Raw genomic sequence first — 23,529 nt, forward strand, 5'->3', positions numbered from 1 at the left:
AATGGTGGATGCGGGCCGATGAAGGCTCGGCTACCTGTTTGCCGAGGCAGGCGCAACCGGGGAACCATGCGATGGGTGGCAGACCACTGGCCCTTGGACTTCTGGCATCATGCCTGCTGGTGAGCAGCGCCTTGGCCGAAGATGTCGCCGGCAGCGCCGATCATCCGCTGACGGGGCGGTTTGAGGGTGCGAGCATCATCTTTTACAAGGCGGCAGCGCTCGATCGTGCGGCCCTGCTGCAGGGGCCCCACGACTACAATGCCCTGCTGGAGCGCAATGCGCTGACCGATCGGACCGGCCCCGAATGGTTACCGCTGGAAGGCAAGGTCACGCGCATCCGCTATGACATTCCCGCCGGGCATTCTTCCTATGAGGTCTCGCGCAGCTACGAGAGCGCGCTCATGGCGAAAGGTTTCAGTGTGATTTATAGCTGCGCCGATGCCGCCTGCCTGACCGGAATGCTGACCGATGACTACCTGATCGGCCAGCAAGTGGACACCGACAATTCCGATACGGCCCGATACTCCACCAACCTGCATTACCTGCTGGCCGTGCACGATCCTGCTGGCGGCATGATGATGCAGGGCGACGGTGCTCTGCCTGATCCGGCCACAGAGGCTCCCTTCGGCTTGCCGGAGCCGATATTCGACGCGAGTGCGGGGGCGATGCCGGAGGCAATGGGTGGTCCGGGCTCGGCGGTTTCTGGCGGACCGGGTTCCGAAGCCACCGCTGCGGGCGGGCCGGGCTTTGCAACACCGGAGGGCCCTGGCTCCGAAGCCACGTCCGGAATGTTGATGCCCGGCGCTCCGGGCTTGTCGGCACCGGGTTTCGACACGACAGGAGGACCCGGCTCGGAAACCGGCAACCCGCTGCTGCTTCCCGGCACACCCGATCCAGCAGGCCCCGCAACCGCAATCCCTGACGCTGCGGGCCAGCCGACCTATGTCGCTATTCTCGTGGGTGAGGACGGCGCGCTGACAACGGCCTTCATCGAGGTGGTGGAGCCCGCGGGCGGCTCGGCCGATGCGGCCGGCCAGATCAGCGTCGAGGACGCTACCCAGATGGCCGCCGCCTTTGATGCCGGACAGTCCATCAACATCTACGGCCTGCATTTCGACACCGACAGCGCGGTGCTGCAACCTGATTCCCAGCCGACACTCGACCAGATCGTGCAACTGCTGGACAGCCAGCCGCAGCTGCGGCTGGCGGTTATTGGCCATACCGACGACCAGGGCAGCGCCAGCTATAATCTCGCGTTGTCCACGCGCCGCGCTCAAAGCGTCGTCGCGGCACTGATCGAACAATACGGCATTGCCAGCGACCGCCTCTCGCCATCAGGCCAAGGCCTGTCCCAGCCAATCGCGCCCAACGACACCGCCGATGGCCGAGCCCAAAACCGTCGCGTCGAGCTCAGCGCAGAATAGTTGGACGCGGGGGCTTGCCGCATTGCGCATTGCGCGAGGGGCGGTCGGTTCGAGACGGCACGGGGCGCATTAGGCCCTAAGAGGCGACAAGCTTGGCCGTCAGGGGATCGTATCGCAGCTCTGCAATCGATCCATCCTTGATCCGCTCGACCGCCTCGTCAATGACGAATAGCGGCACGAGAAACCACTCCCGCGGCACCACGGCATTGCCAAACCGATCGGCAATCGACAGGTCCAACCGCGCAGGTCCAAAAACCTTGTGGATGATGTTCTCGAGCTTTGTCCGGTTGATATTGAACAGGCGGTAGGTGGCGACGACCTCGACATCGGCGAGCAGGAACGTGGCGTCGAGCCGGGCATTGGCAATGCGTTGCTGAACGTCGCCCCCGGTCACCCCGATCTTGTGCAGCAGGTCGCGGTGTCGGGCGACGTAGGGTTCGTCCGACTTGCTGCGCAGCACATAGATGGTGCCACTGGCCAGGTCCTCGTCGTCGCGCGTGTCGGCGAAAAGCGGTCCAGCATTGGGCTCGGTTATCCGCCGACCGCCGTCGTCCTTGTAGAGGGCGCGCTGGAGCGAACGCAGCAGCAGATTGCTCTCGGTTCCGTTGGAATAGACGACGCGGAGCCTGGCATCGGTTTCCCCATTGGGCGCTTTGATCGGCTCGCCGACCTCGGCGACATAGGCAACCTGCCCGCCCAGGATGAAAAACTGGCCCTGGGTGATGTCAGCCTTGAGGAACCCGGCGTCCTTGACGAAGGGCCGGGTGACCCGGGCACCGATGTCGAGATCGTTCTGGACCGCGTCAAACAGGGGCGCGAACCGCTCGAAGTCTTCGCACGTCTCGCGATTGGCGATTTCTTCTGCCGCCCGCTTCTCGGCGCCCGACCGGACGAAGCGCAGCTTGGTGACGTCATCCTCGCCTACCCCTTCCACCCCGAGTTCTGCGAGCAAGGCATCGTCGTCCAGATCGTCAACCGGAGCCGGTGGGGCGGCGGCGACCGACAACAGCCCTTGCCGATCTAGCGACCCGAGCAGTGCGCGGCAGTCCGGCAGGTCGCGCAGGCGATCCAGCCGGACGGCATACAGGCGCTCGAAGATGTCCCGCTCTTCGCCGTGCTGAGGGACCCTGCCCTGCTCGTCGACGAAGCGCTGGATATCCTCGAAGCCGGCGATGATGCGCTCCTCTTTGGGGGAGCGGCTGGCATGCTGCTCGGGCGCGACCTCGACGCCGAGTTCGCCCAGCAGGGCATCGTCTTCGTCGGTGAATTTAGACACGCGCGGCCTCGGCTTTCATGCGGGCGAGGAAGGCAACGCCTTCGGCCATGCGCCTTTCCCACGGGTCCTGCGCGGTGATAGACGGCAGCCGACCGCGCTCCTGTTTGAAGCGCAAAGCGCGGCGCGCCAAGTCGCGTGCCTCGTCTGGCGTGAGTGTCGATTTCCTGGCCGCAATGGCGGCCTCGACCTGTTTCAAGCGATCGGCGTCCATCGTCTTGGCCATGATCTGGTAGGCTTCACCGAATGGATTGATCCGGTCGATGAGGTCGATGTCGAGTTCCTTCACGCTCATCGCGAAGCGCCGGACGCCCTGGATGAAGGCGGTGTTGACGCTGTCGGCTATACTGGCCACACCGGCTGTCAGAGCGGCTTTGCTGCCCTGAACGAAGTTGAGCGCGGCGATGGCGTGCTGGCGGATGGCCTCCTGATCCTCCTCGTCGCGCTCGGGGTAGAGATCCTTGATGATCTTGCCCATGCGCGCAACCGTCAGTTCCTCCGGAAGCATTTCGTGGTCAAACAGGCCGCGCTCCAGATTGCGCTTGTCCTGCACCAAGGTGGCGATGACCTCGTTCAGGTCCTCGCGGCAGATGCGCTTGGCCTCTTCGCTTTTGGGCTCGGCCAAGCCCTTGATTTCGATCTGGATGCGGCCGGTTTCTTCGTTGAAGCCGATATTGGCTTTGTCGGGGTCGTAGCCACCCTCGCCATAGTCGAAGCCCGGCGCAGCTTCGTTGGTGGGGTTCTTCGGCCTGAATTCGAAGCGTGGGGTCAGCACCTGTTCCATCAGCAGGCTGGCGGCGATGGCCTTGAGCGTGTCGTTGACCGCCTCGGTCACGGCTTCGCTGGTGGCATCGGGTTCGGCGATCAGGTTGCTGAAGCGTGCGCGGGTCTTGCCCGGCGCATCCCGGGTGGCGCGGCCGATAATTTGGACAATCTCGGTGAGACTTGATCGGTAACCGATCGTCAAGGCGTGCTCGCACCAGATCCAATCGAACCCCTCCTTGGCCATGCCCAGCGCGATGATGATGTCGACATGGTCGCGGTTGTTTTTCTGGGCCGGGTCCTTCAGCGCCGAGGAGACGACGTCGCGCTTGCCCGGATCGTCGGTGACGAGGTCGGCAATGCGGAGCAGCTTGCCCTCGGCGGTGCGGACGAGCTGGAAGCCGGTTTTGGGGTCTACGCCCTCCCAACTGCCCAGCGCCTCGATGATATGCTCGACTTCGCGAATCTTGTCCTTGGTGCTCTCGCGCGAATTGACGCTGGGGATGTGGATGATGGTCTTTTCATTCGAGTTAAGCACCTTGAGGATGTCGTCGGCATAGGCACCCGAATAGAAGAAATAGCCGATGTCGAGGTGCTTGAGATATTGGTAGCCATTGAGCTGCTCGTAGTAGGTGTAGGTCACCGTTTCGAACTTGTCCTCGTCTGTCGGCGACAGCACCGCTTCGGAATCTCCACGGAAATATGAGCCGGTCATGGCCACCAGGTGCACCTTGCCACGGGCGATGAAGGCGCCGAGATGGGCGCCCAGCTTGTTGTCCGGATTGGACGAGACGTGGTGGAATTCATCGACGGCGATCAGCCGGTCGTCGAAGGCCTCGATGCCGAAGCGGTCGACGGCGAAGCGGAAGGTGGCGTGGGTGCACACCAGGATGCGATCCTCGCTGTCGAGGAAGGCGCGAACCGAATTGACCTTGCCGCCGTCCTCGCCCGGAGCATTGCAGAGGTTCCACTTGGGTACCACGGCCCAGTCGGCCCAGAACCCATATTGCCTCAACGGCTCATCGTTGAAACTGGAGCCGATGGATTTCTCCGGCACGACGATGATGGCCTGCTTCAGTCCCTGGTTGTGCAGCTTGTCGAGCGCCACGAACATCAGTGCTCGACTTTTGCCGGAGGCCGGCGGCGATTTGATCAGCAGATATTGCTCGCCGCGATGGTCATAAGCCCGTTCCTGCATAGGGCGCATGCCCAGCTCATTGGCCTTGGTCGACGTGCCATTGCGGGCGTAGGAGACCGAAACAGACGGGACGGCTTTGGTCTCGATGCTCATGCCTTGTCCTTGCTGAAATGGGCCTCGAAGGCGCGTACGCTGCCATAGGTTTCGACCACGCGAGTTTGCACCTTGCGCATCATGTCGGCGCCGCGCTCGGGCCAGCCGTGATGTTCGAACATTTTTGTATAGTCGCCGCTGAAATGGGTTTTGGCGATCGCGGAAATAGCCTTGGCATCGCCACCGGGTTGGTAGGTGCGGTCAGCCATCGGCGCGGGCCTTCTTACCCTTGGCTTTGGGCTTGGCGGCATCGTTGGCGACCATTTTGGTGTATAGTTCAAAGAGTTTTTCCAGCCGCTCGGTGTCGTTGCGGAAGCGGCGGCCGATGTAAATGCGTTCTAGGACTTCGTCATTTCGCTCATGGGCGGCGCGCAGGTCGGCAGGCATGGTTTCAGGGTCGTAGAGATCGGCAATTGTGGCGGGGAAATGTGCTTCGCGGGCGAGCAGGATATCCTCGGCGCAGCGGGTCAGATCGGCCTTGTTGCGTTCGGTGAGAGGGGGGATGGGGAAGGTGTTCCAGCCCAGGGTATTGGAGTAGCGGAAATCGGTTTTCATCTTTCCACAGACCGTGGCAATCCAGGTCAGATGCAGGCGTGAGGCTATCAATGCCATGTTCCAAAGCGGCGCATCATAAAGAGCGAACGCCTCCGTTACGATTGCCCTCGGCGGGAGTAGTCCTGTTGGCAAATACTCGCGGACCTCTGAACTGACCCTCGGCACCAAAATCGCGGTGCTGTAGTCAGGAGACCTAATCTCAACAAAGCGATGAGGTTTAGCCGCCCATGCTGCAGTTGCCGCCTTGACGCTTTCCTTACGGAATTTCGCAACTTGTCCGAACCTACTCCGCAGCTCAGGACTTTGTTGAGCGCGGGCCACCTGATTGTCGGAGACCCAAAAACAACTGCGTTGCACCCCCTTAATGAATTCCTGCGCCCCATAGATGGGCCTCAAAAATTCGGCACTGATGTCATCCAAAGCGCGTAACTGAGTTTGCCCAATTATTAGGTGGCCACCATCTTTGGCAAAATTTCCCAACATCATCTCCGTTAGATCAGACATTGGAGTTGAGCGCTCCTGCACCAGAACGGTTGGCCCCGCGGTTAGGTAGGGTGTGATCGCGTCCACCAACCGCTGTGTTTCTCCGGTGTACAGCACCTTCCTAAAAGACGAGCCAAGCGGACCCAGGCCGAGTATTACGCAAATTACCCCGGCGTTTTTGGAGGCGAGATTGGCCCACTTGAACGATGTGTATGCAAAACGAATTTCGGCGAGTTGTGACGTTAATGGCCAGAACTGAGATACTTGGACACCCTGTGTAACCGAGTTGGTGGTGACGAACGCCGCAGACCACCGGTCGTTTGTTATCCCATATTCGAGAGCTTTTTGCAGAAACCCGCAGACGTAGTCGAACGAGCGCCAACGGGTGGTGAGACCCGAAAACAACGCCTCAATATCGACCTTCTGTTCTTCGGTCTGCTTCTTGTCGCCGACATAAGGCGGGTTCCCACAAATGTAGGTCTCACCACCTTCATTCTCGAAATCGATCTGCGCCTGTTCCAACGGCGTCTCGAACAGATCGTCTGCCCGATGCTTCACGCCGGTGCCCGTCGGAGGGCAGACGCTCACCCAATCTAGCCGCAGCGCATTGCCCTGGACGATCCAGTTTTCCTGATCGAGCGGCAAAAACGCGGCCAGGGCTTCCTTTTGGCCGCGAAAGACGACGTCGGCCTGGTATTCGGCGATGATCAGGGCCAGCCGGGCGATTTCGGCGGGGAAGTGGCGCAGTTCGATGCCGCGGAAATTGGTTAACGGGATATCGCTCTTGCGGCCCTGCTCGCCGCGGCGCGCGTTGATCGCCGCCTCGATGCCACGCATTTCCTTATAGGCGATGACCAGGAAATTGCCGGACCCGCAGGCGGGGTCGAACACCCGGATGCGCGCCATGCGGTTGCGCAGGTTGAGCAGCTTGCGGGCATTGTCAGCGGCCTCGTCCAGCTTTTCGCGCAGGTCGTCGAGGAACAGCGGGTTGAGCACCTTGAGGATATTGGGCACGGAGGTGTAGTGCATGCCCAGCGCACCGCGCTCCTCGTCGTCGGCCACGGCCTGGATCATGGAGCCGAAAATATCGGGATTGATACGGGTCCAGTCGAGGCTGCCGATATTGATGAGGTAGGAGCGGGCAATGCGCGAAAAGCGCGGGACATCGGTGCTGCCGGAAAACAATCCGCCATTCACATAGGGGAAGGCATCGGCCCAGGGCCGCAGGCCGGCCGCCTTGCGGTGGCGGCCATCGGGGGCGCCATGGTGCTGGGTGGGCGTGTTCATGGCGGTGAAGATGGCGCCGATCACCGCATGGGTGTTGGTGCCATCGCGCTCGGTGAACTGCTCCACCGTGGCGGTGAACAGGCGCTTGCCGTTGAAGATGTCGGTATCCTCGGCAAAAAAGCAGAAGATGAGCCGGGCCATGAAGTGGTTCATATCCGGCCGCCGCGCCGCCGTGCCCCAATCCGGATTGTCCTTGAGCAGTTCGACATAGAGGCGGTTGAGGCGGCTGGTGGCGCGGATGTCGAAAGTGCTTTCGCGCACCTGCTTGACGGTGGAAATACCCGCCAGCGCCAGAAACGCGCCGAAATGGTTGGGGAAATCGGTGAAGGCGCAGATCACCGGCGCCTCATCCGAGGTCAGGTCTTCGGCGTAGAGCTCCACCCCGTCGGTGGCGAGCACGAAACGCGCCTTGAACCGCTTCGTCGCCGGGCTGGCCTTGAGCGCCTCGAAAGCGGTGGGCACATCGCCCGGCTCGGTCACCTTGATGTGGATATTGCTGGTCTGCAGCACCCCGCCCAGGTCGGACTTGTTGGACTCGCCCGACCGCAGGCGCTTGATCGTGGTGTCCTTGGCGCCGAATGAGCGCAAAAAGGCAAACGGGAATTCGGCGGCGGCAAAAGTCTGCTCGGCCAGCTCGGATACGGCCTGTTCGATCTCGACCGCGTTCATGCTGCAAGAATCCTCACCACTCAATGGTGGACACCGGACCATGCCCGGCGCCCCGAGGCAAACCGATACTCATTTCGAACCGCCCATGTCGAGATTTTCCAGTGTTGCCAGCCCGGCGACCGGCATCGCTCGCCCGAACCTGTGATCGTGCCAGGGCGGAACGCGCTGCTGGCCCCGACAGGTTGGCGCGGCGCAGCCATTTGTTTGTGGCAACGCAGGTATGCTCGAGACAGCGGGCGACGGGCGAAGGCAGGCATTCGGGGCGTTCTGGGCCAATTGAACGCAAATTGAAACGCATATGTTTCAAATTGTCCAAGAGTTCATAAGGGATTTCCAAAGCCACTTGCCCAGTGTGACCTACGGCTTGCATTCAGGGCTTCCGGGGTAACTTGATGTCACTGCAACAGTTGGACGAAATGCTTGCCGAGCGCCGGCCCGACTCGCTTTCGCCTCGGCAGGCGGCTGGCGTTGCCGTTCTCGATCAAGCCGGAATTTCCGTTACAACGGGCGCCGAACAGCCAGACCTGGCCACGCTGGCCGGCATCTATCTCGAGCAGACCAACAGGCTGCGCGCCAGCGCCCAAGGCCGGGTGGCGGCGCTGCGCCGCCTGACGCGGCTGCGCCGGACCAATGAGGAATTGCAGAACTGCTTTTATGCGCTTGAACGGCGCTTTCCGCCCGGCGCGCGCGATCTGGCCGAAGTGTTCGCCGATGAGCCGCTTGCATCCAAGGCAGGGCTGAACCTGGGCTGGTCGAGCCATGGACTGGCCCAGGCCTTGCCGGTGTCGAGCAGCGGTGTCAGCGCCATCGAACTGCATCTGCGCGATATCCGCGGCGGTGCGGGTGCCATGCTGCACGTGCATCTGGCGTCGCTGGAGGACCATCGCGTCATCGACCGGTGGACCATCCCGCTGGATCGGGTGGTGGACGGCTGGATCATGTGCTGCCTGACCCGCGCGCTTGTCGGCCCGACGCGCACCCTGGAATTGCGGCTCGACCTGGAATGCGACGCCGATGTCAATGTCGGGTTGTCGCTGGGCCGCAGCCAGACATTCAAGGTGTTCCAAGCCCGCAATCCAGTATCGAACCTGCCCGCTGCCGATACCGGGCTCGCCATGCGGGTCTGGTGCGGCGACGCCCACTCCGCCTATGGCGGGCGCGCCAATGCTTTTATCGCCGACCGTCCCGTCCCGGCGCAACGGGGCATCCGCAGCGAACCCCTGTCGCCGACCCTGCTGGCGCAGGTGAGCCACGTCACCGCCCACGAGGTCAACTTCGATTTCGACCCGGTCACCTGGATCCCCTATCGCGTTGCGATCGCTTGCCATCCGCCTGCCTATGGCATGACCATGGGCGTGCTCCCCCTGCCCACCGACAACCGCGTGACTTCGGTTTCGGCCGATGTTGAAGTGGGCAACGAAAAATCCAAGCCCGTCGAATTCGCCATCGTGCTGGCCGAAGACGGTGAAAGCGCGCGCGCGCTCCTGCTCAAGACGGCCGAGCCGACCCCGCAACAGGGCTTCTCGGGCTGGCTGGAGGTTGCCGCAACCGGGACAGGACAGCTTTCAGCTGCCGTTGCCAAGGTGGGGGCCAAACCTGCCAAGCTTTTCGTCGCCACCCGCATGCGCATTCCCGGCAACCAGAACTTCGCCTGGGCGCGCTTCCGCAAACTGACGATCGGAACCGCGTGGTGAGCGCGGCACTCGGGCATCGGGCATTGCAGGCCGGGCTGGCGGTGTGGATGGCCACCGCGGGCGCTTCGACGGCCGATAGTTTGACTGGGGTGGCGGTGCCCAACATCATATGGCAGTCACCGCAGGACATCGACGACACGCTTGCCGATATACGCGCCGCCGATTTCGAGGCTGTGCGCATCGGCTGGAAAGCGCCGCTCGACGCTGCAAGACTTGCCGTGCGCGAGGCCAGGGCGCAGGGGCTTGAAGTGTTGGTCACGCTGCCGCTGATCGATGGCACGATATCCAGGGAAGGCGCCGTGGCGCGCCCCCGCACGGACCGCTTCTTCGCCGTCCACGGGCTTTCCCAGATCGACCCGGTCCGGCTGCAGCAGCGGCTGCGGGAGCTGATCGATTTTGCCGCAAACGAGGGCATTGCGCTCGCCGGTATCGAGATCGGCAACGAAATGAACTGGTCGGGCTACAACGGCGACCTGCCGCTGGCGCCGCAAGGCGCGGTGATCGACAATCTGGCACACATGGCGCCCCTTGACCGGCAGGCGTTTCTGGCTGGCCTGCAGGCCTATGTCGACGCGCTCGGCATTGCCCGTGCCGCCCTCGACGACGCCGGGATGACGGGCAAGACAGCCCTGGTCATGGGTGGGCTTGCCGACATCAACAGCCCGTTCATCCGCTCCAGCGGCGCCACTTACGTCGATCCGGTGCTCACCCACGCTTTACTGGGCGATCTCGGGGCCTTCGAGGCGATCGACGCCGTGGGCATCCATCTTTACGAACCGCTCCGCCTGGCCATGGCGGACGCCGATCGCGCCGGCATGATCCGAAGCCAGCTGGCCGGGTGCTTTACCGCCGATTATGGCGGCGCGTCGTGCTGGATCACCGAATTCGGCACCGCCGAGCCGGACGCCGGTTGTTCCCTCGACGATCGCGAGCGCCGCCAAATGCTGGCGCCCCTGAGCAATTACCTTCGCGATCCGGCTACTGCCGGGCGCATCGGCGCGACCTTCTACTACGACTGGGACGGCGACGCCGCCTTCAGCCTCGTGCGGTGTGGCCAACCAACTCGCCTCACCCTCGATCTTACGCAAACGCTCCATTGAAATCTGAACGACGACTGCCACTGTGCGAAAGGACCATCAGATGAACAGACTTTGCTTCGGACGGCAGCCGGCAGATACGCGCTACCGCTATCATCCCGGCCTCCCCTTTTCGGAGGGCATGCCGCGGTCCAACGATGCCAGCTTCAGCGCCATGAGCTGGAATTTCCACCTCACCTCGAACAAGGGCAACATGTTCATCGGCGAGGGCGCGTCGCGCATCTTCAAGTGCGACAAGAACCACAGCGCCATGCTCAGCGTCCATGTGCTGTATAACCACTACAAGGCCTCCGGCGGGGCCATGGACCTGATCAACAACAATTTCGACGCCCTGGTGCTGCCCATGGCCAACGAAATCCGCCCCAATATGAACCATGACGGCCTGGTCAAGGCGCTCGAACGCGTGACCATCCCGATCGTCGTGCTCGGCATGGGGATGCAGAATGATCTTGGTCCGGACATGTCCGAACTCGATCCGAGCACCGTCGCCATGCTCAAGCTGGTCAACGAGCGTGCGCTGGTCTTCGGCGTGCGCGGCTTTTATACCGAGAAGTGGCTCAAAAGCGTCGGGCTGAACAATGCCGTGGCGCTTGGATGCCCCTCGATGATGCTCTATCCGGGCAATATCATGGGCATCAAGGCGCCGACGCCCGGCGCGGCGGGCAAGCGGTTCGTCACCGCCGGCTATTTGTCGGCCAAGTCGCGCCGCGGGCTGCAATTGGCCAAGTTCTTTGCCGGTCAGGACGCCAGCTACGTCTTTCAGGACGAACTGCAGGGCTTTGCGACCGAACTGGGGTCGCAGCCTTTCCTCAACGACGCCACCGGCCGGCTCAAGCAGGACGTCATCGCGCCGCTGGTGCGGGAGGCCATCGGCTATGAAGCGCCGTTCAAGCGCTACTTTCACTTCGACGATGTGGAAGCCTGGCGCCAGAGCTATTCCTGGCACGACATCTGCATTGCCGATCGGTTCCACGGCGCTGTCGCGGCCATGCAGTCGGGCCTGCCCACCGCCATTCTCTACAAGGACCTGCGGGTCAAGGAGATGTGCGAGTTCTTCGGGGTGCCCCATACTACGGTGGACATCGCCTATGAGCTGGAGATCGACGCCTTCATCGACAAATATCTCAGCCCCGAAAGCATCGCCAAGTTCCAGCATACCTATTGGCAGCGCGCGACCAACTTCCAGCGCGTGCTGAGGTCCAAAGGCCTGGAGTTCAATACCGATATCGAGGCCGTCGCTTCCGCCCCCGTCCGCGAACTTGCGCTGCAAGCCTGATGAAAACCGTTCGGGTCACGCTGATCGGGGGTTCCAATACCCTCATGGTGCCGGGTTATGTGACCCAGCTCCTGCCTATGGCAGCACAGCGTGGCCTTCATCTCGATGTGGTTGCCAATCTGGCAGTGGGCGGAACCAGTTGCGGCTACGGGCTCTACGCGCTCAAGACCACCGAGGCGGTGGAGCAGAGTGACCTGCTGATCGTCGAATACGGGATCAATGACGGCTGGATCTATGGCGACGAACGGCGGCGGGTGCGGCACTGGGCGCGGTTCTATGAAGGCATTATCCGCCACGCGCTGGAGCGCAATCCCCAGCTTATCGTGTGTTCGGTGGTGCTTGGCGCACGCAACGGCACCTGGCTCGGCGCCGTGCCGTCGGTGGACGCCGGCATGCACTATCTTTCGTCCTGGTATCGCAGCGCAATAATCGACGTGAACGCTTCTCTCTTGCGTCGCTATGGGCGCGAGGTGGTAACCAATCCGAGCTTCTACATGGATCAGGGCCATTATGCCCGCCCTGTCGCCACCGCCATGGTTGCCGAGATCGTTCTTGACGGACTGGTCGATGCGATCGCCCAAGGACCACGACAGGTAGCGCTGCCTCCGGCCATCGACGCGAAGAACTTCGCGTCGGCTGGTACGGTCACGGCGGCCCTGCTCGCCGACATGACTGGCCAACCGCTTGTCGACTACCGCAACCGCATTTTCTCGCTGGATGCCTTCGACCTGGCGGAGCAGCAAATCGCCTTCCGCATCGAGGGCGGCAAGCTGTTGTCGATCAACTATGCTTGCGACGAGGCAACCGGCATGGTTGCCATCACGCGCAATGGCAAGACGACGCCGGTCGCAATGATGAAGGGGGGCGTTGCCAACAAGCAATTTCGCTTCCTGGCCTCGATGCTTTCCTGCGACTTTCTCTACGGTGCGCAATTGGTAACCGAGGACGAAGACGCGGATTATTCCATTGCGCTGGCACCGCCGTCCCTGGCGAGCGAATGCCATATTCCCAAGGACAGCGTCGCCCATACCGATCAGGCCGACGCGGCGCGGCTGCCGCTTCTGGGGTTGCTGTATTCGGGCACCATCAAGGATCTGCGGATCACCCGTACTGGCAACGCCACGGCCGAGCCGGCAGTGCAACCCGCCTTGAGCGCAGCATGAAACAGGGACCGCAATTGGCCAGCCAAACCGCTATGTCTTCCGCTCCGGCGATCGAACTGTCCCAGCCACTGCTAATCGCGATCGATATCGGCGATGCGCAGCGCGTGCCCGACATCCACGTGCTGACGCTGGTCGACTTTCGTGGCACCCAACCCGTCCTGTCAGCCGGCCCCGGCCTGCCGCCGGTGCTGCTCACGCAGGCGCCGCTGCTGCTGACGGCAATCCTTTTGGGCGACCGGAACAGCCAAAGAGCAGAGCGTTTTCTCGCCTGGCTCGCAGCCGTTGGATATCCTTCGGTGCCCATCGTGCTCGAATGGCGGCGCGGCCATGAGGCTGCGGCATTGCTGCAGGTTAATCGCGAGATGGTGCGCCTGGTTGCCGCCAGTGCTGCCCGTCAGGCCGAAACGGTGCGGGAGGCTGCCCGCCTGCGCGCCAGCAATGGCGAACTGCATTACCGCTTCGCCGTGGCCGAGAATGCCCTGCTGCGGACCGGCACCATGCCGCTCGAATTGGCCTTCAGCAACGATCCCGTGGCCGATCCGGCCCAGTTTGTGACATTGGCTGAGACGGAAGCCGGCATCGCCCAGATCCTGCCCACCGGCAGCAACGGCGTCAGTGCCATCGGCATCCATTTTGCCCCAGGCGCCGATGCCGGCAATGCCAGGCTCGCGGCACAATTGCGCAGCCTCGAGGATGAACGCACGCTCGAGCAATGGATAGTCGCGGCATGTGACCTGACGCCCGGATGGAACGTGCTGGGTTTGGCGCGCACCCTTTCAGGCCAGGCCCGCACGCTCGAGTTGAGCCTGAGCCAGATCGGCGGCGAAGATCGCCTGCCGCCGCTTTCGCTTGGCACCGGCCAGCCCATCACGTCCTACCAAATCCGCGACATCGCCAGCGGCCAGCCGGCCTTGCGCAACTCGCTGGCGATACAGATCTGGACCGGTCTGGCCGGCACCCGCATGCCGGGCTGGTTCAAGGCCCATACCCCAACCAAGTCAGTAACCGCCGCGGGCGGCTTCATCGACGTGCCACTGCCGCCGCTCGCCCTGACCCAGGCCGAGCATGCCAATCCCGATCAGGTGACTTTTGATTTTCCCGCGGTGGTTGGCCCTCCCGGCGAAGGGGTTGTGCTTTGCCACCCACCCAGCACCGGGATCACCCTGGCCCGCCTTGGCGGCGTGTCGCCGGCCGGCGCCATGCGCCTCTCGGCCTCCGCCTTCATAGACAACCAGCAATCGCGCGACGTGGATTTTGCGCTGATCGTCACCGACGATCCTTCGCGCGCCCGCGCTATCGGCGAGGGCAGCGCCCAGCCCGCACAGTTCGAGGCTTTTTCGGGTTGGAACCAGGTGGGGCACAGCCAGGTTAAACGTCTTTCCGCCTTCCGCGATGCCGCCGCTCCCCCTGCGGGCATCTATGTGGCGACCCGCATGAGCCGTCCGGGCGATAACAGCTTCGCGCGGGCCCGCCTCAAGGACTTCAGCGTCATGGTGCAAGCGTGAGACCGGAAATGCTCGATACCCTGCTTCAAGCGCCTGCAGCCAAGACTGGTCCCCGCGTCGTAGTGGTCATCCCCGTTTTCAAGCATCCTGGATTGCTCGCCGAAGCTGTCGAGGCCGTGCTGGCCCAAAAAGCGCCGTTCGAGATTGCAACGGTCATCGTCGACGACGGTTGCCCGTTTCCCGAAACCGCCGATATCGGTCGTGCCTACGCGCTGGCGCATCCGAACGTGCATTATGTGCGCAAGACCAATGGCGGCCTGAGTTCGGCCCGCAATCATGGCATCGAATACGCGCTGACCCATTTTCCAGGGTTCGAAGCTATCTATCTGCTCGATGCCGACAACCGTATCACGCCCACGGCGCTTGCCGCACTAATGAGCTTTCTCGCGGAGCGGCCCGAAATCGACTGGGTCTATCCCAATATCGACAAGTTCGGTATTGCCTGGAACGGGAACTACACCACTCAATATTCCAAGCTGCTGCACCTGACATTCGACAATATCTGCGAAGCGGGGAGCCTGGTTTCCCGGCGGCTGCTGGACGCGGGCGTGCGGTTCGACGAGACTATGAAGGCCGGTTTCGAGGACTGGGATTTCTGGCTGCAAGCCCTGGGCAAGGGATTCAAGGGCGCCAACCACCCCTATTTCGGCTTCGAATACCGCCAGCGCGCCGAGTCCATGCTGCGCGACAGCAACCGCACCCGCGACACCATCCTCACCTATATCCGCACCAAACACAAAGCGCTGTTCAAGACCGATGCGCTGCTCGAATGCGAGCATGAGGAAGCCCCGCGCTACGGCCATGTCGGGGTTGGGACTTATCTCGTGGAGGCGTTCACCGACCCGGAGGCGCCCCATGAATCCTACAAGCTCGACGAATTCGTCCGCCGCTTCTGGGCCGCCCGCAACGAGCCTGACACTTATGGGACCACGCCGTTTCTGCTGTTCATGTCGGACCTGCACCGGCAGGCCCTGAGCCGGCTCAAGCTGGTGCACAACGTGCTCTGGCTGGGCGAGCGGCTGAGCGAGAAATTCAACTTCGTCGCCATCCGGTTCGAGACCTCGCCCAACAAGTTCGAAGTGGCCATCCATCCCGTCAATGCCGAGGCACCGCTCAAGAGCAAACTTGCCGGCTGGATGACCTCGCAGTCCATCATGGCCGCCTGCGTCGATGACAAGACCGACGATTGGGCCCGGACCCTGCGCAACCCGCTGCCCTCGCCCGGTGTGGTCGAACTGGTGATCCGGGCGCCTTTCAGCCTGGCGGAAACACAGGCTGCCCTTCTCTCCCCCACCAATGCGCTGCTTGCCACCCTCGGCGCCCTGCGCGACTCGGGCTTTCGCAGCCAGCGTGCGCCGCAGAAGTGGAATTGGCGGCAGCCCTATCTGCCGGTCCGCTCGCGCTACTTCCAGCTTTTGCGCCAGGCGACGAGTTCAGCCGCCATCATGCCGCGCCTGCCCGGACCGGGCCGCAAGCTACGCGTGGGCATGCTGCTGCCCATCGCGAGCTTCGGCGGCGTCGAAAAGGTCGCTTTCGCCATCGCCCGCGTGCTCAAGGCGCGCGGCTGCGAGGTGCACCTGTTCATCCTGGGCAAGCCGGTCTACGAGCGTCATCGCGAAAATGACGACCTGTTCGCTTCAATCAACTTTCTGGCCGCCGACTATCCCATCTGGGGTGGGCCTCACACCTATGCCGGCCACGAGCTGTTGATGGAAAGCGATCCCAACGCCATGGCACCCGATCTTATGGGCATGCTGGCCGGCCTCGACGTGGTCATCAACAATCAGGTGGCTTCAGTCAATTCGGTGCTGGGGAACCTTCGCCGCCAGGGCGTCAAAGTTCTCAACTACGTTCATGTTCTGGATCGTACGGGGCTTGGCCGCCATGCCGGCCACCCCTATCTCACGCTCGCCTTCGAGCATGTCTACGACACCATCCTCGCCTGCTCGCGCGAGATGGTGGAATGGATGCATGCCATGGGCGTGCCCACAGCAAAACTGATGCACATCAACAATGCCCCCAGCTACGAGCTGGCCGACGCCGACCGTGAAAAAGCGCTTGCCGCCCGTCGCCAGACCGAGGACGGACAGCGGTTGCGGGTGCTGTTCCTCGGGCGGTTCGACTCGCAAAAGGGCATCGAGAGGTTGCATGCGGTGGCGCGCGAAACCCTGCGCCAGAAGTTGCCGATCGACTGGCGCATTGTCGGCCGCGACGTGCTCGATGCCGATGCCGGCGTTTCCTGGCAGGCCAGCTTCAAGGAAATCGGCATCCCGGTCCTGCCGCCGCTTTATGCCGCTGGCGACCTCACCAAGGCCTTTACCTGGGCCGACGTCGTGGTGCTTCCCTCGCGCTGGGAAGGCGCCCCGTTGACCATCTTGGAGGCTCAGCGCCTCGGCTGCGTCCCCCTAGCCACTGCCGTCGGCGCCGTCGAGGAGTTGGTCGAGGATAATGTCGACGGCCTTGTCGTTGCGCAGGACAATGACGGCAGCGTCATCGATGGCTTCACCGCCGCCCTCGCCCGCCTAGCCACCGACCGCGCCGAGCTGGCTCGACTGTCCGATGGTGCCGCCAACCGCGCCGCCGCGCTCAACTGGGCGCAATCGACCGAACCACTGCTCGCGACCCTGGCCGGGTGGTTCCCCGAGCAACTGGGCCAGCCCGCAAAGCCGACGCGCCGATTGATCAGCATCAAATCGCAGACACCGCGTGCCCGGGTGGCGACCGAGCCGGCCGCGGTTTGAACCTGACAGGAGCCAATTGATGCAGGCGCACAGGTTGAGACTGCCCGATGTCGTCGAGGTGAGCCTGCCCGGCCACCCGGACGAACGGGGCTATTTCCGCGAGATCTTCCGCGAGGACTGGTTCGCTGCCGAGGTCGCCCCGGTGCGTTTCGTCCAGGAAAACCAGTCGCTATCGTTGGTCGCGGGCATCGTTCGAGGGCTTCACTTCCAGACCGCCCCGGCTGCCCAAGGCAAGCTCGTGCGCTGCGTGACCGGCAGCATCTTCGATGTCGCGGTGGATATCCGACCGGCGTCGCGCACCTTCGGGCAGTGGATCGCTGTTACCCTCAGTGCGGAAAAAGGCAACCAGCTGTGTATACCTGCCGGCTTCGCCCATGGCTTTTGCACGCTCGAGCCCAATACCACCGTCTGCTACAAGGTCACGGCTTTTTACAGCAAGGCCGATGAAGGCGGTATCGCCTGGAACGACCAGGATCTCGGCGTTGCCTGGCCACACGTTGCGCTCGCCCACCAACTATCCCCCAAGGACAAATTGCAACCGCGCCTGCGCGACCTGTTCGCCGGCTTGCAATTGGGCACAGGGGTAGCCTGATGCGCATCCTTGTCACGGGAGGAGCAGGATTCATCGGGTCGGCAGTGGTTCGTCACCTTGTCCTTGAGCGCGGGCACGAAGTCCTCACCGTGGACAAGCTGACCTATGCAAGCAGTCTTGCATCCTTGCAGCCGGTAAAAGGTCACGCTGCACATCATTTTTTGAAGTCGGACATCTGCGACCGCGACGCCATGAACGCTGCATTTGAAGATTTCCGCCCCGAACGGGTCATGCATCTGGCCGCGGAAAGCCATGTCGATCGCTCGATCATCGCCGGCCACGACTTCATCATGACCAATATCGTGGGTACCTTCACCCTGCTGGATGTCGCGCGGCGCTATTTTGACGCGCTGGCCCCGTCAGAACGAGACGCTTTCCGCTTCCTGCACGTCTCTACGGATGAGGTCTATGGATCGCTAGGCCCCTCGGGGCAGTTCCGCGAAGATACCCCCTATAATCCCAGCTCGCCCTATTCGGCCTCCAAGGCGGCTTCCGACCACCTGGTCAATGCCTGGGGACGAACTTTCGGGCTGCCGATCGTCATTTCGAACTGCTCGAACAACTATGGCCCTTACCAGTTCCCCGAAAAGCTCATTCCGCTGACCATCCTAAAGGCGCTGCAAGGCGAGGAACTGCCGGTCTATGGCAATGGCTCCAACGTGCGCGACTGGCTGCATGTCGAGGATCATGCCCGCGCCCTTGATCTGATTGCCTCGTGCGGCCAGGTGGGCGAACGCTATAATGTGGGCGGCGGCAACGAGTGGCGCAACATCGACATCGTCCGCGCCATCTGCGACGCAATCGACATGCGCCGGCCTCAAGCGGCACCGCATGGCGACCTCATCCGCTTCGTTTCCGACCGCCCCGGCCACGATGCACGCTATGCCATTGATGCCGGCAAGCTGAGCTCGGAAATGGGCTGGAAGCCGACCATAGACTTTGCCGTGGGCTTACAGGCCACGGTCGACTGGTACATTGAAAACCTGCACTGGTGGTTGCCTATTGCCGATCGGGAAGCGATGCGCCCACGCCTGAGAGCGGTGACCTGATGCGCATCGCGCTCACCGGACGCAACGGACAGGTGGCGAGTGCCTTGCTGGCGCTTGCGCCAGGCGAGGGCCACACCATCGTCTGCATGGCAAGGCCCGAATGCAATCTCAGCGATCCGAGCTCCATCGCCCCGGCGCTGGCTGCGGCAGCGCCTGACATCGTTGTTTCAGCCGCCGCCTACACCGAAGTCGACCGCGCCGAGGCGGAGCCGGCGCTTGCCCATGCCGTCAATGCGGTAGCACCCGGCATATTGGCCACGGCAACCAGCACGCTGGGCATTCCGCTTATCCACCTCTCGACCGACTACGTATTCGACGGCAGCGCCCGACGCCCCTATGTCGAAGCCGATACACCCAATCCCCAGAACGTTTATGGCGCTAGCAAGCTTGCCGGCGAAATGGCCATTGCAGAAGCCACGGACGACGCGGTGATCTTGCGCACCGCTTGGCTGCATTCCCCTACCGGGAACAATTTCGTGCGGACCATGCTGAGACTGGCTCGCACCCGCTCCAGCATCGGCGTCGTTTGCGATCAGTTCGGGTGCCCCACCGCTGCAGAGGACGTCGCAGCAGCAATTCTGGCTATCGCCCGCCGGCTCCTGGCGAACTCTGATACCGGCCTGCGCGGCATTTTCCATATGGCCGGAACGGGCCAGGCCAGTTGGGCCGACCTTGCCGTTCGCACCTTTGCCGATTCAGCCAGCCTTGGTGGCCCCTGGGCCGAGGTGCAACCTCTAGCCAGCGCCAACTATCCGACTGCCGCGATCCGCCCCGCCAATGCCGTTCTCGCCACTGCCAAGCTTGCACTGGCCTATGGCATTGTCCTGCCGGATTGGCAGACGTCGCTGCGCCGCACTGTTCGATCTGTCGCTGTCAGCGAGGGCTGGCGCAGCAATATCCTCCATCAAAACGTTAGCGAGGCGGTACTATGAAGGGCATCGTGCTGGCTGGCGGTACTGGCAGCCGACTTTATCCAATGACCCACGCGGTCTCCAAGCAGCTCATGCCGGTCTATGACAAGCCCATGATCTACTACCCGCTCACCACGCTTATGCTTGCCGGAATTCGCGAGATCCTGATCATCACCACGCCACAGGATCTTGAGGCCTTCAGGCGCCTGCTCGGCAACGGCACGCAATGGGGCATCAAGCTTCAATACGCCATACAGCCACGGCCCGACGGACTGGCTGACGCCTATCGGATCGGTGCGCGTTTCGTTGACGGCGGGCCATCCGCGCTCGTGCTGGGCGACAATATCTTTTATGGCCACGGCCTGCCCGCGCTGCTGCGCAGCCAAGCCCACGGTCGCTCCGGCGCGAGCGTTTTTGCCTACCATGTCAACGATCCGGAGCGATATGGGGTCGTCCACTTCGACGAAAGCATGAAGGCGCTGGACATCGAAGAAAAGCCTCGCACCCCCAAGTCCAACTGGGCGGTTACCGGCCTTTATTTCTACGATGAGCAGGTGGTCGATATTGCAGCCAATCTGCAACCGTCGGCGCGCGGCGAGCTCGAGATTACCGACGTCAACCGCGTTTATCTCGAGCGAGGGCGCCTTTCGGTGGAACTCATGGGACGGGGCTATGCGTGGCTCGATACCGGTACGCCCGACAGCATGCTGGATGCCGCTCAGTTCGTGGCCACGCTGGAAAAGCGCCAGGGCTACAAGATCGCCTGTCCTGAAGAAGTGGCCTATCACCTGGGCTATATTGACGAACGCCAGCTCGGCCGCCTGATAGACCGGCTCGGCAAATCCGCCTATGGCGCGTACCTGGCAGGTCTCATGCCCGAGCGCGGCGCGCCAGCATATGGTGGTAGAGGCGAAGGTGCCATGCCCCCACATCATTGGCGGCGACCGGCGGCGTAACGCCGGCCTGCAGGCTGGACCAGAGCTTGGGGTCGGCGGCGCGCAACAGCGTTCGTGCCAACGAAGCCGCATCGCCCGCTGCGAAGGTCAGGCCATTGCGGCCATCGATAACCTTTTCGGCCATGCCGCCGATTGCACTGGCGATCACCGGACGGCGGTTGCTGAAGGCCTCCTGGATCACCAGCGGCGAATTCTCCCACCAGATCGAGGGAACGACGACCCAGTCGATGTCGGCCATAAGCCGCGGCAGGTCGGCATTGTTGTAAGGGCCGACGAGCCGCACACGCGGCCCGGCCCGGGCGATCAGCGCGCCGATGCGCAACCGGAATGCCTCGGGCTGGCGTTCGAGATTGCTTGCATGCAGTACCAGGCTCGATCCCGCCCATTCATCATCGGGAATGGCGGCCACCGCTTCGAGCAAGATGTCGATGCCCTTGAAGGGTGTCATTTGCCCGAAATAGGCAAATCGTCCTCGCCGCGCCTTGGCGGTCGCAGCGACTTGCCTGACAGGCGGGAAATCCAGCGCGTTTTCGATAACGATCATCCGATCGGCCGGCAATCCCCAATCGAGGTAGCGCCTGGCCAGAAAGGCGCTGGGAGCGATGAAGCTGTCGACGACCGACAGCAACGCCCGCAGCGAGGCTTCCCGCCGCACGAAACGGCCAGGTTCAATTTCGGGAAAACAGCTATTGCAATCGGTCGGGGCGGCGCGTTCGCAGAGGGCACCGCCCGTCCGCATCATCTGTCCCTGGTTATGGCAGATGGCGATAAACTCGTGCAACGTCAGGACGATCACGGCCGCTGGAAACGCCAAACGCAAGGTCAGCAAGAGGTCCGCGCCAAAGCCCAGAACGTGGTGCAGATGGATGACCTGTGGCTGGAAGCTCTCCAACAGGCCGAGCAGCGCTGCCGGATCGGCCGGATCGCGTCGCAGGAGACTAAAGTTATCTATGGCTGTATCGGCCACCAGGTGTTCATTGCCGTCGGCCCCGCCCGCCAGTGTCATAATATGACCTGACGGCGCGCAACTCACATGCAGCGCGCTGACACCCGGGCTGCCGCGCAACACTTTGTGCAGGCTGTGAGCCGCAATTTCGGCGCCGCCGGTGGAGAGGGATGGATGACCATGCGCCAGGGTGGCGATGCGCAGCGGCCGGGCGTCGATATTCATTGGGACAACCGCCGAGAAAGGATTTTCAGCTGGGTGGCTCGGGCGTCGGCACGGCGCGCCAGCGCTGCGGCCGGCGGCGTTTGGCTGACGGTCAAAACCTCGACCGTTTCGACTATCCGAGCACTGACGCCGGCTGTGGCGAGGTGGTCCAGAAGCGCCTGGTTCTTGCCCTCCCGGTCGAGCCGGTTGGCGGCCGATCCAGCCGCATCGAGAAACGCGCTGCGATCGATGATGCAGCAACCAGGATCGCTGGCGAGCCGGGCCCGCTGGCCGCCATGGGGGCCATAGAGGCTGCCATCAAGCATTGCCGGCAGGATCACCGCATCGGGGGTCGCGCGGCTGGCGGATTGCAATGCCGTCAGCCAGCCCTGGCCTCGCGGCAGGCGATCGGCGGCAAGGAGACACAGCAGCGGGCCAGACGCCGCGGCGGCGCCGATGGTCAGCGCATCGAGATGATCGCCGATGCCGTCGCCATGGGCGAGCCCGATGGTGAGGCCATAGGCCTGGGCAGCCCGCTCGATCTGCCCGGCCAAGCTGGCCAGTTCGCGGGTACCCCCCGCAACGACAAGGGGAATGGCACGGACCGCAGGATCGGCGGCCAGCATTGCCAGAAGCATGGGGAGATCGGCCCCATCACCGAAGCAGCCGATGACCAGGGTGAGCGGTGCGTCGAGGTGGGGCGGCCCGAGCGTATGGCGCAACAGTTGCAACCGGGGCGGATCAAGCGCGGCCAGCACCGGGGCGATCTGGCGGTCCGCGATGTCGAGCGAGGTCGGCAGGTTCGGATCGAGCCGTGCCAGGAACCCGCGCAAGAGCGGCAGCGGCGCGCCCTGCCGCGCAGAGAGCGGCACATGCAAGGCGGTGCCATCCCTGGTGACGACGGTGAGACGCAGGTCCTTTATCGTCGCGATACCACTGGCCAGCGCTGCGAAGCCGTGCGCGACATGCGCCGGCCGGTAGAGGGCGAACCGCGGTTCGGCGGCAAAGCTTGCCGCCACGTCGGGTCTTGCCTGGCTCACCCAATCGACGTCGATGCGCAACCGCGCACTGTCGCGGGCCACCCACACCGTCTCGACCGTAGCCTCAGGGTCGAACAACCAGCCGCTGACCAGCAGCGTCTCGCCCGGCAGCACCACGCAATCGTCGATCCCGACGCGCACCGGCTGGATCGCGCCGGAAATCGTATCCGTACCATCAAATCGCGTCGCCACCTGTTCGAGCCGTTGGCGCTGTCCCTCGACCAGTGCGGCCGGCAGGCCGGCGCGCAGGAGAGCAATGGCTTGCGGGCGGTCAAGGATGTTGCGGCCCTCGTAAAGGGCAAAGCCCCGCGCGCCGCCCAGCCGAACACTGTGAAGCTCGGCGGCATCAATCGGCCGGGCCAGTTCGATGACGCCAGCATAGCCGGTATGGGGGCCGACATCGGGCCGATCGGACCAGGCGGTCCAGATGCGGCCCTCGATGGTCTGGCGTTTGCCGACCGCGAGGACTGCGGCGCCCGGCGCGGGTCGCTCGCGCGACCAACCGCTGACAAACAGCTCGTTGTCGCCCAATTGGCCCACGGCCTCGATCAGCCCCACCACGACCTGGTTGGCCGCCTCGACTTCACGCGGAGCGATCTGGGCGGTCACAG

Annotated in this window: 17 protein-coding genes; 11 read left to right on the forward strand and 6 right to left on the reverse strand. The window is 63.1% G+C overall.

Translation table 11 applies throughout. From position 1 onward, the window contains the following. The first annotated feature begins 71 nt into the window (after positions 1–71). Positions 72–1,424 carry an OmpA family protein gene (locus tag ACFE8X_RS00085; RefSeq protein WP_375449396.1) on the forward strand — a complete coding sequence of 451 codons (1,353 nt, stop codon included), beginning with the start codon at positions 72–74 and terminating at the stop codon, positions 1,422–1,424. 76 nt (positions 1,425–1,500) lie between these two features. On the opposite strand, the gene ACFE8X_RS00090 is transcribed toward ACFE8X_RS00085, so the two are convergent. The 4 genes from ACFE8X_RS00090 to ACFE8X_RS00105 are packed head-to-tail and all read right to left on the reverse strand — an operon-like array spanning position 1,501 to position 7,744. Next, positions 1,501–2,700: a GIY-YIG nuclease family protein gene (locus ACFE8X_RS00090; RefSeq protein WP_375449397.1), complete on the reverse strand. Its 1,200-nt coding sequence runs from the start codon at positions 2,698–2,700 to the stop codon at positions 1,501–1,503. Then, on the reverse strand, positions 2,693–4,750 hold the full coding sequence (locus ACFE8X_RS00095) for a pseudomurein-binding repeat-containing protein (protein ID WP_375449398.1): 2,058 nt from the start codon (positions 4,748–4,750) through the stop codon (positions 2,693–2,695). The genes ACFE8X_RS00090 and ACFE8X_RS00095 overlap by 8 nt, the downstream gene beginning before the upstream one ends. Continuing rightward, positions 4,747–4,959, reverse strand: a complete 213-nt coding sequence (locus ACFE8X_RS00100) for a hypothetical protein (protein ID WP_375449399.1) — start codon at positions 4,957–4,959, stop codon at positions 4,747–4,749. The genes ACFE8X_RS00095 and ACFE8X_RS00100 overlap by 4 nt, the downstream gene beginning before the upstream one ends. Further along, positions 4,952–7,744: a class I SAM-dependent DNA methyltransferase gene (locus tag ACFE8X_RS00105; RefSeq protein ID WP_375449400.1), complete on the reverse strand. Its 2,793-nt coding sequence runs from the start codon at positions 7,742–7,744 to the stop codon at positions 4,952–4,954. Before ACFE8X_RS00105 ends, ACFE8X_RS00100 begins: the two co-directional genes overlap by 8 nt. 392 nt (positions 7,745–8,136) lie before the next feature. Here ACFE8X_RS00105 and ACFE8X_RS00110 point away from each other — a divergent pair, with 392 nt between their 5' ends. From ACFE8X_RS00110 to rfbA, 10 genes are read left to right on the forward strand one after another with little or no spacing between them, the layout of a single operon-like run. Then, positions 8,137–9,438 (forward strand): DUF6212 domain-containing protein, encoded by a 1,302-nt coding sequence (locus ACFE8X_RS00110; protein ID WP_375449401.1) that lies wholly within the window; start codon positions 8,137–8,139, stop codon positions 9,436–9,438. Then, on the forward strand, positions 9,435–10,538 hold the full coding sequence (locus tag ACFE8X_RS00115; RefSeq protein WP_375449402.1) for a hypothetical protein: 1,104 nt from the start codon (positions 9,435–9,437) through the stop codon (positions 10,536–10,538). The genes ACFE8X_RS00110 and ACFE8X_RS00115 overlap by 4 nt, the downstream gene beginning before the upstream one ends. A gap of 40 nt (positions 10,539–10,578) precedes the next feature. After that, positions 10,579–11,811, forward strand: a complete 1,233-nt coding sequence (locus ACFE8X_RS00120; RefSeq protein ID WP_375449403.1) for a polysaccharide pyruvyl transferase family protein — start codon at positions 10,579–10,581, stop codon at positions 11,809–11,811. Next, positions 11,811–12,974: an SGNH/GDSL hydrolase family protein gene (locus tag ACFE8X_RS00125; RefSeq protein ID WP_375449404.1), complete on the forward strand. Its 1,164-nt coding sequence runs from the start codon at positions 11,811–11,813 to the stop codon at positions 12,972–12,974. Before ACFE8X_RS00120 ends, ACFE8X_RS00125 begins: the two co-directional genes overlap by 1 nt. After that, positions 12,971–14,479, forward strand: a complete 1,509-nt coding sequence (locus ACFE8X_RS00130) for a DUF6212 domain-containing protein (protein WP_375449405.1) — start codon at positions 12,971–12,973, stop codon at positions 14,477–14,479. Before ACFE8X_RS00125 ends, ACFE8X_RS00130 begins: the two co-directional genes overlap by 4 nt. Before the next feature lie 8 nt (positions 14,480–14,487). Further along, positions 14,488–17,220, forward strand: a complete 2,733-nt coding sequence (locus ACFE8X_RS00135) for a glycosyltransferase (RefSeq protein ID WP_375449406.1) — start codon at positions 14,488–14,490, stop codon at positions 17,218–17,220. A 19-nt stretch (positions 17,221–17,239) separates the two neighbouring features. Beyond that, positions 17,240–17,812, forward strand: a complete 573-nt coding sequence (rfbC, locus tag ACFE8X_RS00140; RefSeq protein ID WP_375449847.1) for a dTDP-4-dehydrorhamnose 3,5-epimerase — start codon at positions 17,240–17,242, stop codon at positions 17,810–17,812. Further along, on the forward strand, positions 17,812–18,861 hold the full coding sequence (gene rfbB / locus ACFE8X_RS00145) for a dTDP-glucose 4,6-dehydratase (RefSeq protein ID WP_375449407.1): 1,050 nt from the start codon (positions 17,812–17,814) through the stop codon (positions 18,859–18,861). The genes rfbC and rfbB overlap by 1 nt, the downstream gene beginning before the upstream one ends. Further along, a complete protein-coding gene (rfbD, locus tag ACFE8X_RS00150) occupies positions 18,861–19,793 on the forward strand; it encodes a dTDP-4-dehydrorhamnose reductase (protein WP_375449408.1) in 933 nt (310 codons plus the stop codon). The genes rfbB and rfbD overlap by 1 nt, the downstream gene beginning before the upstream one ends. Next, positions 19,790–20,728 (forward strand): glucose-1-phosphate thymidylyltransferase RfbA, encoded by a 939-nt coding sequence (gene rfbA / locus ACFE8X_RS00155; RefSeq protein WP_375449409.1) that lies wholly within the window; start codon positions 19,790–19,792, stop codon positions 20,726–20,728. The genes rfbD and rfbA overlap by 4 nt, the downstream gene beginning before the upstream one ends. Here the strand turns inward: rfbA and ACFE8X_RS00160 are convergent. Both ACFE8X_RS00160 and ACFE8X_RS00165 read right to left on the reverse strand, forming a co-directional pair. After that, on the reverse strand, positions 20,643–21,899 hold the full coding sequence (locus ACFE8X_RS00160; RefSeq protein ID WP_375449410.1) for a glycosyltransferase family 4 protein: 1,257 nt from the start codon (positions 21,897–21,899) through the stop codon (positions 20,643–20,645). The genes rfbA and ACFE8X_RS00160 overlap by 86 nt on opposite strands. Beyond that, on the reverse strand, positions 21,896–23,527 hold the full coding sequence (locus ACFE8X_RS00165; protein ID WP_375449411.1) for a hypothetical protein: 1,632 nt from the start codon (positions 23,525–23,527) through the stop codon (positions 21,896–21,898). Before ACFE8X_RS00165 ends, ACFE8X_RS00160 begins: the two co-directional genes overlap by 4 nt. Between the last annotated feature and the right edge of the window lie 2 nt (positions 23,528–23,529).

The organism is uncultured Devosia sp. (assembly GCF_964244875.1).
GTDB lineage: Bacteria > Pseudomonadota > Alphaproteobacteria > Rhizobiales > Devosiaceae > Devosia.

Bases quoted from the DNA above. Each gene is read 5' to 3' on its own strand.
- ACFE8X_RS00085 (WP_375449396.1), top strand. From the start codon at position 72: ATGGGTGGCAGACCACTGGCCCTTGGACTTCTGGCATCATGCCTGCTG.
- ACFE8X_RS00095 (WP_375449398.1), bottom strand. From the start codon at position 4,750: ATGAGCATCGAGACCAAAGCCGTCCCGTCTGTTTCGGTCTCCTACGCC.
- ACFE8X_RS00100 (WP_375449399.1), bottom strand. From the start codon at position 4,959: ATGGCTGACCGCACCTACCAACCCGGTGGCGATGCCAAGGCTATTTCC.
- ACFE8X_RS00105 (WP_375449400.1), bottom strand. From the start codon at position 7,744: ATGAACGCGGTCGAGATCGAACAGGCCGTATCCGAGCTGGCCGAGCAG.
- ACFE8X_RS00110 (WP_375449401.1), top strand. From the start codon at position 8,137: ATGTCACTGCAACAGTTGGACGAAATGCTTGCCGAGCGCCGGCCCGAC.
- ACFE8X_RS00120 (WP_375449403.1), top strand. From the start codon at position 10,579: ATGAACAGACTTTGCTTCGGACGGCAGCCGGCAGATACGCGCTACCGC.
- ACFE8X_RS00125 (WP_375449404.1), top strand. From the start codon at position 11,811: ATGAAAACCGTTCGGGTCACGCTGATCGGGGGTTCCAATACCCTCATG.
- ACFE8X_RS00130 (WP_375449405.1), top strand. From the start codon at position 12,971: ATGAAACAGGGACCGCAATTGGCCAGCCAAACCGCTATGTCTTCCGCT.
- ACFE8X_RS00135 (WP_375449406.1), top strand. From the start codon at position 14,488: ATGCTCGATACCCTGCTTCAAGCGCCTGCAGCCAAGACTGGTCCCCGC.
- rfbC (WP_375449847.1), top strand. From the start codon at position 17,240: ATGCAGGCGCACAGGTTGAGACTGCCCGATGTCGTCGAGGTGAGCCTG.
- rfbB (WP_375449407.1), top strand. From the start codon at position 17,812: ATGCGCATCCTTGTCACGGGAGGAGCAGGATTCATCGGGTCGGCAGTG.
- rfbD (WP_375449408.1), top strand. From the start codon at position 18,861: ATGCGCATCGCGCTCACCGGACGCAACGGACAGGTGGCGAGTGCCTTG.
- rfbA (WP_375449409.1), top strand. From the start codon at position 19,790: ATGAAGGGCATCGTGCTGGCTGGCGGTACTGGCAGCCGACTTTATCCA.
- ACFE8X_RS00160 (WP_375449410.1), bottom strand. From the start codon at position 21,899: ATGAATATCGACGCCCGGCCGCTGCGCATCGCCACCCTGGCGCATGGT.